At 36.1% G+C, this 15,729-nt stretch carries 17 protein-coding genes and 1 pseudogene; 12 read left to right on the plus strand and 6 right to left on the minus strand.

The features are described 5' to 3' along the window. Positions 1–18: 18 nt before the first annotated feature. A complete protein-coding gene (locus H6W52_RS05250) occupies positions 19–1,404 on the minus strand; it encodes a DUF1800 family protein (RefSeq protein WP_116096529.1) in 1,386 nt (461 codons plus the stop codon). A gap of 284 nt (positions 1,405–1,688) precedes the next feature. Here H6W52_RS05250 and H6W52_RS05255 point away from each other — a divergent pair, with 284 nt between their 5' ends. The 7 genes from H6W52_RS05255 to H6W52_RS05285 all read left to right on the plus strand — a co-directional run bounded on the left by H6W52_RS05255 (position 1,689) and on the right by H6W52_RS05285 (position 8,674). Next, on the plus strand, positions 1,689–2,252 hold the full coding sequence (locus H6W52_RS05255) for a hypothetical protein (protein WP_116096527.1): 564 nt from the start codon (positions 1,689–1,691) through the stop codon (positions 2,250–2,252). Between the two features lie 114 nt (positions 2,253–2,366). Further along, positions 2,367–3,416: a glucokinase gene (locus H6W52_RS05260; protein WP_116096525.1), complete on the plus strand. Its 1,050-nt coding sequence runs from the start codon at positions 2,367–2,369 to the stop codon at positions 3,414–3,416. Between the two features lie 153 nt (positions 3,417–3,569). Further along, positions 3,570–4,136, plus strand: coding sequence for a YceI family protein (locus H6W52_RS05265; protein ID WP_076395478.1), 567 nt, complete (start codon positions 3,570–3,572; stop codon positions 4,134–4,136). A gap of 78 nt (positions 4,137–4,214) precedes the next feature. Continuing rightward, entirely contained in the window at positions 4,215–4,847 is a 633-nt protein-coding gene (locus tag H6W52_RS05270; protein WP_076395480.1) for a YceI family protein, read from the plus strand. An 84-nt stretch (positions 4,848–4,931) separates the two neighbouring features. Beyond that, positions 4,932–5,573: an alpha/beta hydrolase gene (locus H6W52_RS05275; protein ID WP_076395482.1), complete on the plus strand. Its 642-nt coding sequence runs from the start codon at positions 4,932–4,934 to the stop codon at positions 5,571–5,573. Positions 5,574–5,682: 109 nt separating this feature from the next. Next, positions 5,683–7,026, plus strand: coding sequence for an ammonium transporter (locus H6W52_RS05280; protein WP_087711437.1), 1,344 nt, complete (start codon positions 5,683–5,685; stop codon positions 7,024–7,026). Between the two features lie 229 nt (positions 7,027–7,255). Then, on the plus strand, positions 7,256–8,674 hold the full coding sequence (locus H6W52_RS05285) for an L-serine ammonia-lyase (protein ID WP_116096523.1): 1,419 nt from the start codon (positions 7,256–7,258) through the stop codon (positions 8,672–8,674). 102 nt (positions 8,675–8,776) lie between these two features. Here the strand turns inward: H6W52_RS05285 and H6W52_RS05290 are convergent, their stop codons facing one another. Further along, positions 8,777–9,862 carry an endonuclease/exonuclease/phosphatase family protein gene (locus H6W52_RS05290; RefSeq protein WP_116096521.1) on the minus strand — a complete coding sequence of 362 codons (1,086 nt, stop codon included), beginning with the start codon at positions 9,860–9,862 and terminating at the stop codon, positions 8,777–8,779. 138 nt (positions 9,863–10,000) lie between these two features. Here H6W52_RS05290 and H6W52_RS05295 point away from each other — a divergent pair, with 138 nt between their 5' ends. From H6W52_RS05295 to bla, 3 genes and pseudogenes are all read left to right on the plus strand, one after another. Then, complete coding sequence (locus tag H6W52_RS05295; protein ID WP_116096519.1) at positions 10,001–10,441, plus strand: nuclear transport factor 2 family protein; 441 nt, start codon at positions 10,001–10,003, stop codon at positions 10,439–10,441. Next, complete coding sequence (locus H6W52_RS05300) at positions 10,441–10,818, plus strand: VOC family protein (RefSeq protein ID WP_116096517.1); 378 nt, start codon at positions 10,441–10,443, stop codon at positions 10,816–10,818. The genes H6W52_RS05295 and H6W52_RS05300 overlap by 1 nt, the downstream gene beginning before the upstream one ends. Positions 10,819–10,833: 15 nt before the next feature. Continuing rightward, positions 10,834–11,698: pseudogene (gene bla / locus H6W52_RS05305) on the plus strand (subclass B3 metallo-beta-lactamase). A 2-nt stretch (positions 11,699–11,700) separates the two neighbouring features. On the opposite strand, the gene H6W52_RS05310 reads toward bla, so the two are convergent. Then, the gene (locus H6W52_RS05310; RefSeq protein WP_076396752.1) at positions 11,701–12,084 is read right to left on the minus strand and encodes a DUF1634 domain-containing protein; all 384 of its coding nucleotides are present in this window, start codon (positions 12,082–12,084) and stop codon (positions 11,701–11,703) included. Next, a complete protein-coding gene (locus H6W52_RS05315; RefSeq protein ID WP_076396750.1) occupies positions 12,084–12,914 on the minus strand; it encodes a sulfite exporter TauE/SafE family protein in 831 nt (276 codons plus the stop codon). Before H6W52_RS05315 ends, H6W52_RS05310 begins: the two co-directional genes overlap by 1 nt. A gap of 85 nt (positions 12,915–12,999) precedes the next feature. Between H6W52_RS05315 and H6W52_RS05320 the strand changes: the two genes are divergently transcribed. After that, positions 13,000–13,545, plus strand: coding sequence for a DUF1543 domain-containing protein (locus H6W52_RS05320; RefSeq protein ID WP_076396748.1), 546 nt, complete (start codon positions 13,000–13,002; stop codon positions 13,543–13,545). Positions 13,546–13,675: 130 nt separating this feature from the next. Further along, complete coding sequence (locus H6W52_RS05325; RefSeq protein WP_116096515.1) at positions 13,676–14,788, plus strand: 5-(carboxyamino)imidazole ribonucleotide synthase; 1,113 nt, start codon at positions 13,676–13,678, stop codon at positions 14,786–14,788. A 48-nt stretch (positions 14,789–14,836) separates the two neighbouring features. Here H6W52_RS05325 and H6W52_RS05330 read toward each other — a convergent pair whose 3' ends face one another. After that, positions 14,837–15,196 (minus strand): hypothetical protein, encoded by a 360-nt coding sequence (locus tag H6W52_RS05330; RefSeq protein ID WP_116096513.1) that lies wholly within the window; start codon positions 15,194–15,196, stop codon positions 14,837–14,839. Continuing rightward, a complete protein-coding gene (locus tag H6W52_RS05335; protein ID WP_116096511.1) occupies positions 15,193–15,678 on the minus strand; it encodes a hypothetical protein in 486 nt (161 codons plus the stop codon). The genes H6W52_RS05330 and H6W52_RS05335 overlap by 4 nt, the downstream gene beginning before the upstream one ends. Positions 15,679–15,729: the final 51 nt, after the last annotated feature.

Here is a 15,729-nt window from a genome sequence, read left to right on the forward strand (position 1 = left end):
GCTACTGCGACCTGAAAACTACATTAACTGATATTCCGGTGTCGACATGAGATTAATGACATTCATTTTCACACTGTTGTCGGAGAAATTTTTCACCGAATTCATATCCAGAGATTTTGAACTCTGAATTAAATAATCTTCCACATTCTTTCCGTTAAAAATCTTTTCTACACGAGTCCAATCGATCGTAATATTCGGGTTTTTAAAACTTTTCGTTAAAGAATTCGTGTTGTTTTTTAAACCCATATCCAAATCATCATCTTCTTTCGGACGGTAATCTAACGGTCGCAAGCCGGACCATATCTGCGGAATCTGAAGTCTTAACATTAAAGTCGAACTGTCGATCCACGATTTTCCGTTCGGCCAGCCCGAAACGTTCGGCGGGTACAAAAGCATCTGTCCCAGTAATTTCTGATAAACGATGAGGTTTTCAGGATTCTGAATATTCATGGGAAGCGACCGCATGATTCCTGCCATAAGTTCAATCGGAGATTTTATACGGCTACCGATATTTTTTTTATCGTAAAACCAAGAACCGGAAAAAATATCCATCATGAGTTTTTTAATGTCGTAACCGGACTGGTAAAAACTTTCGCTCAGGGATTTTACAATGTTTTCATCAACATTTTCATTCACGAAGAATTTATAGATTTTTGTGGTGATGAATTTTGCCGTTGCTTTCTCTTCAAGAATGATATTTAAAACATCTGTACCTGTAAAATTGCCTGTTTTTCCGAGGAAAGTTTTTGAGCCTTCATCGTGAAGATTTTTTCTTTCTTTAAAATTTCCTTCTTTATCAGATCCCCATCCTGTAAAAGCTCTCGCACCTTCCCGTATGTCTTTCTCCGTATAATTTCCTCGTCCCATAGTGAAAAGTTCCATCACTTCACGGGCAAAATTTTCGTTGGGATGATCTTTTTTGTTCTGCTGATTGTTAAGAAAATTCAGCATCGCCGGAGCCTGACTGACTTCAAATAATAGATCTTTAAAGTTTCCGAGTGCATTTTTTCGGATAACATTTAAAATCTGTCGGTTAAATTTCGGATTAACAACTCTGGAAGCAAAATGTCCATGCCAGAAAAAAGCCATTTTCTCCCTCATCTGCTCTTTGCTGTTTACCATTTTATCAAGAAAATTCAGATTGAGCTCTTCGTTTTGCTGTCGGCTGATTCTCTGCATTTCTTTTTTCTTTTCTGCCGGAGTCTGATCATTCATCATGTAATCTCCGGTTTCTGCAATATCGGGCGTATCATAATTTACATAAAGAAATGTTTCTTCTTTAAACAAATCATTCATCAGGCTTTTAATATCTTTTTTATGAAGATCTTCAAGCTGATTGATTTCCGGTCCGAATCCTGCGCGCCAGAGAAGGTGTTTATTGTTGAGTAATGATGGAGAAATCATATCAATTATTTACTTTTTGATGGGTGTAATGAAGTAAGGTTAAAATTAATAACGGTTAAGAATTGTTAATATTGAATAAGTTTTTTAAATATATTCTGATTAAATGTTTAACCCTGTCTTAATTTTCAGAATAATTTTTTAAACGTTTATTTAATTTTTTAGTCAAAATAATGAATTGAATTTCAATTTTTTACGTTTTTAAGCATTGTTAAAGTTGCTGTAAAGGCTTTGCTTGGCACGATTTTTACATATTTCAGCGTAGTAAAATTTAAAAAATCAGAGTTATGAAAATGTTTAAACAAGCAATTTTATTTGCCGGAATTTTGACTGCAGGAGCATTGAGCGCACAAAGTGCACAGATGAATAATATGATAAAGGTAGGAGCAAATGTTGGTTTAGCAGTTCCTTCTGACAATACTTCTATGGCAGTAGGAGTGGATGTAGCCTATCAGAACCTTGTAACTCCGGGATTCGGATTGGGGATCGCAACAGGATATACACACTATTTCGGAAAGGATAACAACGGATATAACAATAATGATGTAGGAGTAGTTCCTGTAGCTGCATTATTGAGAGTTTATCCGAAACAGACAGGATTTTATTTTGGTACAGACTTAGGATACGGATTTTTGGTAGGTGATGATAAAGTGGCTTCTAATGTTACTTTAGACAGACCAAATGGTGGTTTTTACTTAAAACCGGAAATTGGATACCATAACCAGGACTGGAATTTCTTTGTACAGTATCAGAAAGTTTTTGTAGGAAGCAAGGGCGATTTGCCTAATCAGGACTACAATGTGGGCAACATTGGGGTAGGATTTTCTTACAACATTCCTTTAGGAAAGTAGTTAGATTTAAATATAAGCAATTATTAACCAAACCTTTTCGATTTTTTGAGAAGGTTTTTTATTTCTAACGAAAATTTACAAAAGATATTATTATATTTGATAAAATTTGAGGTTATGATTTTGAATCCAAAATTTCCACTTTATTTACCGGGAGTAAAAAATGACAGCAATGATAATGTTTCTATCATTGGCGCAAACCTTCGTGAAGATATTACAACTTTAGGATATTTCGTCTCCGGTAACGGAGGTCTTGAGATTAAAATCCAGAATAAATACCCTACCAAAGAATATGCTTCTTTTTCAGAAATTTTGAAAAAGTTTATTCAGGACAATCAGCTTGAAAACGTAAAAAGGCTTGGAATAGCGGTTCCGGGACCGGTTCTGAACGGAAAAAGCAGTCCGGCAAGATTAGGCTGGAATCTTGATGTAGAAGAATACAAAAGAGATTTAGGTTTTGAAAAAGTAGATATGCTGAATGACCTTGAAGCTTCGGCTTACGGAATGGGGCTTTTAGAAGATGCAGACCTTGATCCGATCTACACAAGCGGACATCTGGAAAACGGAAATGTAGCAATTTTAGCTCCGGGAAATGGTCTGGGTGAAGCCGGATATTTCTTCGACGGAAAATATTTAAGACCATTTGCAACAGAAGGAGGACATTCAGAATTCTCTCCAAGAACAAACGTTGAGGTAGAATTTTATCAATTCCTGAATAATATCTACGGAATCGTAAGCTGGGAAAATGTATTGTCTAAAGGTGGTTTATTCAATATTTACAGATTCCTGAGAGACGTGAAAAGACATCCGGAACCGGAATGGCTTGCCGATCGTTTCGCAAATGGCAACTTTGTGGAAGAACTTTACAAAGCTGCAGTGGAAGAAGATGTGCTTATCTGTAAGATTGCCTTAGACACGTTCCTTGAATTTTTAGCAAGAGAGGCAAACAATTTAACATTGAAATTAAAAGCAACCGGTGGTTTATTCATTTCCGGAGATATTCCGCAAACAATTGCAGACTATATTAACAAAGATAAATTTTACGAGAAGTTCAAGATCAGCGATAAGATGGAGGAAATGCTGAGAAATATTCCGATTTATCTGAACAGAAATCCGAATACGGCACTCAATGGTGCAGCGCTTTACACCGCTTACTATCAAGAATAAAACAAAGCTCCGAAGAAATTCGGAGTTTTTTTTATGGATGATATTACTCATGAAATAAAAATGTATTTATTGATGTACATCAATGAAATCTCTCAAAGCAGTTAGTTACATTTGCACCAGTAAATAACAAACAAGAAAATAACTTTTATTCAAATGAAAAAAATATTTTTATTAGCAGTTTTAGCAAGCGGATTAGCATTCGGACAGGCAAAAAAAGTAGTAAGCTCTGATGTACAGTGGTGGGGTTATAAAATCGCAAAATCTGAGGCAAGCTCTCACAACGGAACGGTAAAAGTAAAATCCGGAGAAATGGTATTGAAAGGAAACCAGTTGGTTGGCGGTTCTTTCGTATTGGATATGACTTCTATCAACGCAACAGATCTTTCCGGAGAATATCAGCAGAAACTGAACGGTCACCTTAAAAACGGAGATTTCTTCGAAGTTGAAAAATATCCTACGGCAACTTTCAAAATCACCGGAGTAAAGAAAAACAACGATAAAGTGTATACTTCTTTAGTTACAGGAAACTTAACGGTAAAAGGAAAAACCAACGCTATTTCTTTCCCTGCAAAAATTACATACGCAAACGGAACAGTAAGCTTAATGTCTAACAAATTCTCTATCGACAGACAGAAATTTGATGTGGCTTACAAATCTACAATGCAGGATGTTCTTGTGAAAGATGATATGGATTTGCTTGTAAAGGTAACAGCTAAATAATTTAATCAAAAAAAGATTGTTAAAAGTGTAGAAGTTCTACACTTTTTTTTATTTTTGTTGAATTGTAAATAAAAAAGAATGAAAAGATTACTATTGTTTGCTATGATGTGCGTAAGTATGTCATTTGTTTTCGCTCAGAAGAAAGGAGATAAAGTGGTAAAAGTAACATCGTCGGACATCAGATGGTGGGGATATAAAGTTGTAAAAACAGTTCCTACTACCCATTCCGGAACCATAAAGCTGAAAAGTGGAAAATTTACTTTTGATAAAACAGTTTTGGTGGACGGAGAATTCGTTATCGATATGAAATCCTTAATGGCGGGTGATGTTTCAAGCCAGGATGAAGATATGGTAAAATTAACGAACGATCTTAAAAGTTCAAATTTCTTCGACGTTAAGAAATTTCCGTTGGCGAAATTCCATTTAACGAAAATTATTCCTCTGGCAAACAGCGAGTACAATTCTACCGTTTACGGAGATGTAACGATTAAAGGAGTGAGAAAAACTATCACGTTCCCTGCAAACGTTTATATTACTCAGTTTACCGTAGTAATCGAGTCTGCTAAATTCTCACTGAACAGAAGGGACTTCAAAGTATTCTACCAGTCTTCTCTGAAAGATTATTTCATTAAAAACGAAATGGATATCCAGTTCAGAATTTCAACAGCAGTTTTGGATAACGAAAACAGAACGCCTGTTAAAAAGAAATAAGGAATTATCCTTTTAATACATCAAAATGAGCGATTTCTTTGGAAAGCGCTCATTTTTTTTGACTGATTTTTTTATTTTAGTGGTATGAAAATTTATGTAGTAAGCGGACTTGGTGCAGATTTTAAGGTTTTGGAGAAAATTGAATTTCCAAAGCATCACGAAGTGGTTTTTATCGAATGGCTGATTCCTCATCAAAATGAAGAGTTCTCAGATTATGTAAAGAGAATGGCAGAAAAGATTGATGATTCGGAGCCTTTTTATCTGGTGGGATATTCTTTCGGGGGAATTATGGTGCAGGAGATCAACAGGCTGAAACCTGCCAAAAAAGTGGTGATCCTCGGAAGCATTAAATCTGATAAAGAAAAATCCCGTCTCATCAAAGCCGGACAGATCACGAAAATTCCAAAAGTTCTGCCTGTTACTTTCTTCAACGAAAGAACCACCAATATGTATTCCGTTGTAAGAAAATTCTTTGATCCCCGAAATCCTAAAGTTTTGCAATATTTCAGGGTAAGAGATCCGTATTATTTAAAATGGTCGATTGAAAAGATTTCAGACTGGAAGTTCGAAGAAAATCCCGATGTGGTACAGATCTTGGCAGACCGCGATATTGTTTTCCCGATCAAAAATTCCAAACCCGATTATGTAATCAAAGGAGGGAGCCATTTATTCCCAATTACAAAATTTAAAGAAGTTGCATCTATTTTAAAGGGGGTGTTAGAGTAGAATTTGGTTTTAAAATTAAATTTCAATTAATTTTACAGGGGTTTGTTTTGAATTTTTATTGTTTTTAAAAATTTATCCTTACATTTGAAGGGGTAAAACACAAATTTTTATGACAGTAGGTTTAAAATGGATCGTTTCTTTTGCGATAATTGCTTTGATTGCCGTTGGCGGACTATTCTGGAGTCCCATTACAGATTTTCCGAATACCGGAGCATTTTTAAGCGAGGATAAAATTGTAGGGGCAGATGTTGCTTGGATTCTTGCTGCGGCAGGTCTTGTTTTATTAATGACTCCCGGCTTATCTTTCTTCTACGGAGGAATGGTGGGAAAGAAAAACGTAATTTCTACGATGCTTCAAAGTTTTATTGCTTTGGGAGTAATTTCTATTTTGTGGGTAGTGGTTGGTTTTTCCCTCTCATTCGGAGATTCTATTGGTTTTACCATCAATGGAGAACATTACGGAATCATCGGCAACCCTTTGAGCTATCCTTTTTTCAGCGGAGTAGGAGTATTGCCGCATAAAGCGATGGCTTCTACGATTCCTTTTATTCTTTTTGCCTTATTTCAGATGAAATTTGCAGTCATTACTCCTGCGTTAATTACGGGTTCTTTTGCAGAAAGAGTACGTTTTATCTCTTACCTTTTATTCATGGTACTTTTCAGCCTGTTTATTTATACCCCGCTTTGTCACATGGTTTGGCATCCGGACGGATTACTGAATAAATATTTTGGTGTAAAAGATTTTGCAGGAGGCACTGTTGTACACATGAGTGCCGGTTTTGCAGCTTTAGCAGGCGCAATGGTGGTTGGAAACAGGAAAAAACCTCATCACGATCCTTCCAATATTTCTTACGTGATGTTGGGAACAGGAATGCTCTGGTTCGGTTGGTTTGGTTTTAATGCAGGTTCGGCTTTGGCAGCCAATGCAACGGCAGCAACGGCTTTCGGAACAACAACAATAGCTTCAGCTTCCGCGATGATGACGTGGATCTTTTTCGACAGGATTAATAAAAGAAAAGTTTCAGCTTTAGGAGCGTGCATTGGAGCCGTTGTTGGTTTAGTCGCAATTACTCCCGCCTGTGGTTTTGTTTCCGTTGCAGAAAGTCTTTTTATAGGATTTATTTCTGCTATTGTTTCTAATATAATGGTGAATTGGAAAGCGTTAAAGAAAATTGATGATACTTTAGACGTTTTTGCCTGTCATGGAGTAGGAGGAATCATGGGTATGATCTTAACGGCAATTTTTGCACACGGCGAAAAAGCAAGTCTTCTTCACGGTGGTTTTGAAGTTTTTGCCCATCATATGGCTGCATTACTGTTGGTTTCTGTTTTTACGTTTTTCGGATCATTGCTTTTGTATAAAATTACCGACAGCATTATTACTTTAAGAGTTTCAGAAGAATCCGAAGATATGGGACTGGATATTTCGCAGCATGAAGAAAGTCTCTGCTGAGAAAGAGAATATTGAATAATAAATGGTCAATTGTTAATTTATTTAAGCTTAAAAACAATTAATAATTGAATGTGAAGCAGATTCACCATTCGCCATTCACACAAAAAAGGTTATCTACAAGTGTTCATATAGTTTTAATTTGAAAGCCGGAGCTGAATTTTCAACTCCGGCTTTTGCATCTCGATTTATCGTGTATCTTTGCGTTTAGGAAAAATGAGCAATTTTCTATATGGAATCAATATCGGTTTTTGAGATTATAAAAGTAGGAATAGGTCCGTCCAGTTCGCATACAATGGGACCTTGGAATGCGGCATCTGCATTCATCAGGATTATTAAAAGAGAAAGATCAATTGAAGAGGTAAAAGAAGTTTTCCTTGAATTTTTCGGTTCACTGGCAAAAACGGGGATCGGTCACGGAACCGATATTGCCGGAATGCTGGGTCTGAATGGAGAAGATTTTAAAACAATCGATACCACAAAAATTGATGAAAAAATAGAAAAAATAAAATCTACCCAAATTCTCAATCTGGGTGGCGAAAAAGAAATTCCGTTCATTTACGGGCATCATTTGGTGCTGAATATGCATAAATCTTTGGAGTATCATCCCAACGGAATGATTTTCAAAGCTGTTTTTGAAGACGGAACCGAACTTGTGCAGGATTTTTATTCTGTAGGCGGCGGTTTTATCATGAGTCAGGAAAAAAAATCGATTCAGAAACATTGTGTCCGAACCTTATATCCTTGTCATAAATCTTCAGACATTGTAAAATATTGTGAAAAATTAGGATTGAATCGCATTTCAGATTTAATTTTAATCAACGAAGAAAGCTGGAGAACACCTGACGAAACAAGAGCGGAAGCACTTTACATTTGGCAGCAAATCAAAGAATGCATTTACAAAGGTGTCAATAAAGAAGGAACTCTTCCGGGCGGATTGAATGTTACGCGTCGTGCAGCCGGAATCAACAGAAAATTACTGGGAGATAAAATCTACAAAAATAAAGATGAATGGTTTCAGCAGGTTGTAGAAGCCGAAGAAAATTTCACCAATATCAATAAATGGATTTCCTGTTTTGCATTGGCTGTGAATGAAGAAAACGCCAGTTTCGGAAGAATCATTACCGCGCCTACGAACGGTGCAAGTGGTGTAATTCCGGCAGTTTTGATGTATGCACAGGCTTTTACGGAATTTACCAGCGAAGATGACATTGTGAGATTCCTTTTAGTAGCAGGAGAAATCGGTACATTATTCAAAAAAAATGCAACCATTTCTGCGGCAATGGGCGGTTGTCAGGCGGAAGTAGGCGTTTCTTCGGCGATGGCTGCAGCCGGTCTTACCGAAATTTTGGGAGGAAGTGTCGGTCAGGTTTTAATGGCAGCCGAAATTGCCATGGAGCATCATTTAGGCTTAACCTGTGATCCGATAAAAGGACTTGTACAGATTCCTTGTATCGAAAGAAATACAATGGGAGCGATAAAAGCCATCACGGCAGCCAACATTGCGCTGGAAAGTGATCCAGCGAAAGCAAAAGTAACGTTAGATGAAGTAATCCAGACGATGTGGGAAACCGCTTTATCCATGAATGACCGTTTTAAGGAAACTTCCGAAGGCGGTTTGGCAATTGCGGTGAATGTTCCGGAATGTTAACATTTTAAGTTCAATTGATTTATAAGATATTAAAGTTTTCATAATTTATTCTATAGAAAATCTATTAAGTTCTGTAGAATAAATTATGAGACTTATATCACTTTAATCTTCTGTCACCACTGCATCACGCTCTCCATCTTCTTCTTTTCCTTCCTCAATCATTTCCTCCGCTTCGGCTTTTTCTTCTGCTGTGGCATAATCGATTCGTTCCTCCTGTTCTTCCTCCTGTTCATAATCAATGAAAAATTCACAGAAAACAGGTAGATGATCCGAACCGAAATTTTCAAGCGTTTTCAGGTCTTCAATAAAAATTTCTTCACTGTGAAACATCAGATCAATCGGAAATCTCAGCAAACGGTATTTTGCATGAAAGGTGGAAACAAAAGAACGCCCGATTCTCGGATCGATAAGATGACTTGTTTTCCTGAAAAGAATGGATGATTTCGACCACGCTACATTGTTGAAATCTCCTACAACAATCACCGGTTTTTTTATTTCGGTAATTCTTTTGGCGGCACTCAGAAGATCTCCGTCTCGCTCTTTTGAGGTTTCTTCTTCCGTTGGGCTTGGCGGAGGTGGATGAACTCCGAAGAAGACGAAAGAAAATCCATCCTCGGTTTTCAGATGCGCTTCAATACTTGGAATATCATCTGCCACGAAATAATGCGTTTGGGAACTTTCGATTTTTAATTTGGAATAAAAATGCATTCCATATGTATTTTCAAAAGTCACTTTATGCTGAAAAGGATACTCTTTTTCAAGTTTTCGCAATGCTTTTTCCCAGTCTCCATTACTTTCCATAGTCAGAAACATATCAGGTTTACATTTTTCGATCAGCTCAATAAACCTGTCATATTCTGTATTAAACTGATAAACATTGGCAGAAATAAAATGTACTTTATCTGAAGATTTGTACTTCTGAGAATACTTCTTAACCGGATAAAGCGGAGTATATTTTATGAGAATGATACTGTGATGAATGAACATTAAGATTAAAAGTCCCTGAAAATACCAAAAGTATGCTGAATCTTTTACAAAAAAACCTAAAATAAAGGTGAAAACAGTAAAAAATGTGATCTGTATTTTACCAAATTCAGGCACACGGAAAATCCAGTGCGAATGCTGAATTTTAGGCAGTATGGTTAAGATTAATAATAAAAAGGTAAGACTCAGGTAAAATGTCCACATATATTTTTCAAATAAACAGATAAATTTAGTGTAATTTTATAAGTTTTCAAACGGATTGCTGTTTAAACTTTGTTAATTCATTTGAAATTAAATTTAAAATTTCGTTATTTTAAACCTTCAGATAAAAAAATCTAACCTATGAACAAAATGTGGGCTGTTTCCCTGTTATTGGGAACTCTTTGCTTTGGACAGCAAAATCAGAATGCAGAAATTGAAAAACCCATCCGCAATTTATTTGCCGGAATGAAAAATTCCGATCCTGAAATGATGAAATCCGCCTTTGCAGATACCGCGATTCTTCAGACCATTACAAAAGACGGCGTAAAAACCGAAGATATTGAAGCTTTTGTAAACTCTGTTTCTCAAATGGCAAAAGGCGATCTAGAAGAAAAAATTACTATTGAAGCCATCCATACAGACGGAAATCTTGCCAGTGTTTTTACTCCGTATTCATTTTATTACAAAAGAAAATTTTCTCATTGCGGAGCCAACAGTTTCCAGCTTATTAAAATAGGAACAGAGTGGAAGATTCAATATGTTATTGATACCAGAAGAAATAATTGTAAAGACATTAAGTAATGAAAATTCATCATATTGCCATTATCTGTTCAGACTACAAAATTTCTAAAAAATTCTATACAGAGATTTTAGATTTAAATATCATTCGTGAAGTTTACCGTGAAGAAAGACAGTCTTACAAGCTCGATCTTGCCATCGGAGATCATTATGTTATAGAATTGTTTTCTTTTCCGAATCCTCCGCAACGACCTTCCCGACCGGAATCCTGCGGTTTAAGACATTTGGCTTTTTCGGTTGAAAATGTAAAGGATAAGCGAGAAGAATTAATTCATAAAGGTTTGGAGTGCGAAGAAATAAGGATAGACGAATATACCGGAAAAGAATTTTTCTTCACACAGGATCCGGATCAGCTTCCTTTAGAATTTTATGAAATGTAATCTTTAAAAATTTAAATTAATGATGAAAAAACTTGTTGTGATTTTTGCAGCATTTGTTTTAACCAATATCAATGCTCAGAAAGTTAATGAACCGAAAGATCATCCTAAAGAATGGTCACAATCTTACGAACCGTTCAGGATTGCCGGAAATCTGTATTATGTAGGAACGTACGATCTTGCGTCATATCTTATCGTTACGAATAAAGGAAATATTTTAATCAATACAGGACTTGCCGATTCGCTTCCGATCATTAAAAATAATATTAAAAAGCTTGGTTTTAAATATCAGGATACCAAAATATTGTTGCTTACACAGGCGCATTACGATCATTTGGGCGCAATGGCAGACATCAAAAAAGAAACCGGGGCAAAGTTATATGTGGATGAAGCCGATGCCGATGTCCTGAAAAGCGGTGGAAAATCGGATTATGAACTGGGAAAATACGGTGTTACTTTTAAACCTGTAAAACCTGATTATATTTTAAAAGATAAAAATGTAGTAACGCTTGGAGATGCGAAATTAGCAATGCTTCATCATCCCGGTCATACGAAAGGATCATGCAGTTTTCTGTTTGAAACCAAAGACAGTAAAAGAAGCTATAAAGTTTTAATTGCGAATATGCCGACTATTATCATTGACAAAAAGTTTTCTGAAGTTACCGCATATCCTTCTATCGAAAAAGATTATGAATATACTTTAAATGCCATGAAAAATCTGAATTTCGATATTTGGGTTGCTTCCCATGCAAGTCAGTTTGATTTACACAAAAAGCATAAGCCAAAAGATAAGTACAATCCGGCTGTTTTTATGAACAAAAAAGAATATCAGGACGAACTCGATTCTTTAGAAAAAGATTTTCTGAAGAAGAAATCTGAATAAGTTTAATGCGCATACCCCGTAAAGAAACTGATTGCCATAATTGCAAGAACAATGGAAGAAATGACTACGTAGATGTAGTCTTTTTCTTTTAGATAACCAATCAATGCGAAAATAATTCTCATTAAAGGAGTAAAAACCAAAAGAAGAATTCCCAACTGGATAATCGCCATTCCTTCTCCTTTGCAAAGCGAATTCCAGAAGTGTCCCCACACTTTTTCCGAAGATTCTCCCATATCCAGAGAAGTATATTTTTTAGGCATTTTAAATCCTTCCGTGAAAAGTTTGATAAAGCCGATCAAAGATGTTGCAACAGAAAGGATAACTCCCAGTCTCAGCAAATTTCCTACCGAACGGTTCAGATCTACATCCGTGAAATTCTTTCTCATTATCTGAAGCTTTTATTGATACCGTTGTACATCATGTAAACCGAAAGAATTGTGATGACAATGGCAAAGAATGTCTTTAATTTTTTGGTTTTGGAAACCATCAGCGTTTTAGATCCGATAAAACTTCCTACCACAACCCCAATAAGAACCGGAGCTGCAATAACCGGAATAATTTCACCTCTCTGAAAATAGATCAGCGCACTCGCAACCGCTGTTACCCCGATCATAAAATTACTCGTCGTCGTAGAAACTTTAAAAGGCAGTTTCATCATATTATCCATTGCCAGAACTTTCAGCGCACCGGAACCGATTCCCAGTAATCCGGACATGGCTCCTGCAAACATCATCATCAGAAATCCGGGAACTGTATTTCTTGCAGAGTAGCTTTTCACCACCCCTTTATCAGGAAAAGTTCCGAACAATTTTAATTTTTCTTCCAGACTTCCCTTAATAATAGGTTCCTGATGATCCGGTTTTCCTTTTAAATTTAAAATAACCGTCAAAAGGAGAATACTCGCGAAAATAATTCCGATAGTATTCGGATTAAGCATTCCGGAAACCAAAGCTCCGACGATGGCGCCCGAAGTAGTGGCTATTTCTAAAAACATCCCGACTCTCATATTGGTAAAGCCTTCTTTTACAAAAGCTACCGCCGCACCGGAAGAAGTTCCGATAACAGAGATAAGAGAAGCACCGATGGCGTAATGCATAGGAACGCCGAAACCCAGCGTTAATAAAGGAATAATGATAACTCCTCCTCCCAATCCGGTCAAAGAACCCAGAAGTCCTGCCGAAATGGCTCCAAGAAAGAGAATGATGATTTCTGACATGTTACAAATATAAAACTATTGCGTTAGTCTGCCAAACGTTTAAAAAAGATAAATTTGACGTATTTTTGCACAAACAGAATTTTATATGAAATTATTTTATATCATCCTCGGAGCCACCCCGAAAGGACGAAATATAGAGCAGCACGATGTTTTCTTCGGAATTGCGGAAAGCCTGAAAGATCTGGTTCCGGATATGAAAGAGTTCTGGAAAGATGCTAAAATACACATCGACTGTTATCAGGAAGTGCGTTTTATCGATGGTTATGAAGTGAAAATTACAGAAAGAGGAGAGAAAACATCGGAAGAACAGCTTTATTTTATTAACCTTGGAGGATATAAAAGAGGTTTTTTTGAAGAATTTCATGAACAGCATTTAATGGTTGGAAATTCTATGGCAGAAGTTACCAAAAGAGCAAAAGCCACAGAATTTTATAAAACCATGGGATTCAAAGGAGCGGAAAGTCATATCGATGATAAACACGGTGTAGACATTGATGATATTTTTAAGGTAAATGATATTCTTCCTGAAAAAATGAAAGAAAAATATTCGATTTCATTAATAAAATCCAATGCTGAAAATCAGGAAAACGTAGTGGAACTGGGATATCTGAAAATTGATAAAATTCAATAAAATATAATGCTCATAGCTGAGTGAAACGCCTTTGCGAGCGAAAAATAATGAGTAAATTTTTAAAAACTCTTAGTGAGCTTAGCGTTAAATTTTAAACTATATTAAATCTAACAGAAAATAAAAGTAAAAAATGAAAATTGGAATTTTAGGAGGAGGACAGCTCGGAAGAATGCTGATTCAGGAAGCATTGAAATACGATGATGAATTTTATACGCTGGATCCTGCTTCAGACGCACCCTGTCATAATATTTCCTACTTTACCCAGGGAAATTTCAACGATTATGAAACCGTTCTGAATTTCGGTAAGGATAAAGATGTGGTAACCATCGAAATCGAGCACGTAAATGCGGATGCTCTTGCCGAACTTGAAAATCAGGGGATAAAAGTCGTTCCGAATTCTAAAATCATTAAAACGATTCAGCAGAAAATTCTTCAGAAACAATTTTATGCGGCACACGATATTCCAAGTCCGGAATTTGAAGTAATGGATGGAAGTTCTGACGAAATCAAAATGCCTCTGCCGTTTGTACAGAAAATGAACACAGGAGGTTATGACGGAAAAGGGGTTCAGGTAATCCGCACCCATGAAGACATGAAAAATCTCTGGATACAGGATTCTGTGATCGAAAAGTTAGTGGATATTGATAAAGAACTTTCCGTAATTGTTGCCAGAAATGAAAACGGAGAAACAAAAACTTTCCCTGTAACTGAAATGGTTGCCGATCCGAAGCTTAATCTGCTGGATTTCAATATCTGTCCTGTTTTTTTAACCGAAGAAATTGAAGAGCAGATCAATTCGATTACAGAAAAATTCCTCAATGCGATTCATTCTCCGGGACTTTTCGCCATCGAACTGTTTTTAGATAAAGAAGGAAAAGTCTGGGTAAACGAAACGGCTCCGAGACTTCACAATTCAGGACATCAGAGTCAGGAAGGAAATGCCAATTCACAGTTTGAGCAGATGTACCGCGTGGTGAAGAATTTACCTCTGGCAGATACGGATGCCATTATCTACAGCGGAATGCTGAATTTAGTAGGCGCAGAAGGCTTTTCCGGAAAAGTAGTTTATGAAGGAATGGAAGATGTTTTAAGACTTCCTGAAACCTACGTTCACCTATACGGAAAAACAGAAACCAAACCGGGAAGAAAAATGGGGCACATCAATGTTCTGGCAGAATCCAGAGAAGAACTGATGGAAAAACTGGTGATGGTGAAAGGAATGGTAAGAGTTATTTCTGAATAATTTTACTATTTACATCATTGAAAAAGACTGCTTGAGAAGGCAGTCTTTTTACTTGAGGATCTTCGGATAATCAATCGTCCATTTTCCTTCTTGAGAATTCCATAAAAGATAAGGTCCGTCAAAACCTTCAAGATAAGTAAGTTCAAAATTACCTTTGTTATCTGTTTTATAATCAAGATAAACCCGTGAATCTTCATGTGGTAAACCTAAATTTTCTAAGGTTTTATAATCGCTGTTTTCGGGAAGCTTGCCAAACCTATTTTCATAACTTTTAATATTCTGAATGATTTTATTTCCTTTTTCAATATCCGATTTTCTAGTGATTTCAATCGGAAGATTCCAGTATATCGTAACTGAAATAATCATTAAAGCAACAAGTGAAACGAACAGGATAACTATTTTTTTCATAAATTAATTTCTGTATTGTATAAAATACCTGCAAGCTTTGAGTAATCATCATTAGAACCGAAATTTTCTGTTTGGGCTTCTGTGCCTACCAATTGATATTTATGGCAACTGAAACATATTTTAGCGATCCCGGTAACCAATTTATTCTTCTTAAAAATCAGAATATCTCTAAAAACAGCAATGCAACCAGCAGCCATCCTTTCGCCGGCTGGCTTTTCTACAAATATTTTATCTACACTGCTAAAATTGGAAGTATTTATACTCTGTTTTCTATAGCCGATTTCATTCATAAAATTCAGAAAATCAAGATCATCAATGTTTTTAGGGATGTTATTACAGATTACTTGATATCTTAGGTTATCAATATTTGATCTTTTTTTAAACTTGTATATGTTAGCAGCATCTTCCATCTCAATTTCAATTTGATAATAATCTATTTCATCATAATCAAAAAACTTTCTACCATATTTAATTTCTGACATTTTTAGCGTTTTTTTATATCTGATTTGAAAAATACACTTTTTTATTTAGAA

Source organism: Chryseobacterium sp. C2(2020) (assembly GCF_014218915.1).
Classification (GTDB): domain Bacteria; phylum Bacteroidota; class Bacteroidia; order Flavobacteriales; family Weeksellaceae; genus Chryseobacterium; species Chryseobacterium mucoviscidosis.

Coding starts and splice junctions, on each gene's coding strand:
- H6W52_RS05295 (WP_116096519.1), top strand. CDS start 10,001: ATGAACAAAATGTGGGCTGTTTCCCTGTTATTGGGAACTCTTTGCTTT.
- H6W52_RS05290 (WP_116096521.1), bottom strand. CDS start 9,862: ATGTGGACATTTTACCTGAGTCTTACCTTTTTATTATTAATCTTAACC.
- H6W52_RS05300 (WP_116096517.1), top strand. CDS start 10,441: ATGAAAATTCATCATATTGCCATTATCTGTTCAGACTACAAAATTTCT.
- H6W52_RS05280 (WP_087711437.1), top strand. CDS start 5,683: ATGACAGTAGGTTTAAAATGGATCGTTTCTTTTGCGATAATTGCTTTG.
- H6W52_RS05285 (WP_116096523.1), top strand. CDS start 7,256: ATGGAATCAATATCGGTTTTTGAGATTATAAAAGTAGGAATAGGTCCG.
- H6W52_RS05275 (WP_076395482.1), top strand. CDS start 4,932: ATGAAAATTTATGTAGTAAGCGGACTTGGTGCAGATTTTAAGGTTTTG.
- H6W52_RS05255 (WP_116096527.1), top strand. CDS start 1,689: ATGAAAATGTTTAAACAAGCAATTTTATTTGCCGGAATTTTGACTGCA.
- H6W52_RS05265 (WP_076395478.1), top strand. CDS start 3,570: ATGAAAAAAATATTTTTATTAGCAGTTTTAGCAAGCGGATTAGCATTC.
- H6W52_RS05320 (WP_076396748.1), top strand. CDS start 13,000: ATGAAATTATTTTATATCATCCTCGGAGCCACCCCGAAAGGACGAAAT.
- H6W52_RS05310 (WP_076396752.1), bottom strand. CDS start 12,084: ATGAGAAAGAATTTCACGGATGTAGATCTGAACCGTTCGGTAGGAAAT.
- H6W52_RS05330 (WP_116096513.1), bottom strand. CDS start 15,196: ATGAAAAAAATAGTTATCCTGTTCGTTTCACTTGTTGCTTTAATGATT.
- H6W52_RS05250 (WP_116096529.1), bottom strand. CDS start 1,404: ATGATTTCTCCATCATTACTCAACAATAAACACCTTCTCTGGCGCGCA.
- H6W52_RS05325 (WP_116096515.1), top strand. CDS start 13,676: ATGAAAATTGGAATTTTAGGAGGAGGACAGCTCGGAAGAATGCTGATT.
- H6W52_RS05270 (WP_076395480.1), top strand. CDS start 4,215: ATGAAAAGATTACTATTGTTTGCTATGATGTGCGTAAGTATGTCATTT.
- H6W52_RS05315 (WP_076396750.1), bottom strand. CDS start 12,914: ATGTCAGAAATCATCATTCTCTTTCTTGGAGCCATTTCGGCAGGACTT.
- H6W52_RS05335 (WP_116096511.1), bottom strand. CDS start 15,678: ATGTCAGAAATTAAATATGGTAGAAAGTTTTTTGATTATGATGAAATA.
- H6W52_RS05260 (WP_116096525.1), top strand. CDS start 2,367: ATGATTTTGAATCCAAAATTTCCACTTTATTTACCGGGAGTAAAAAAT.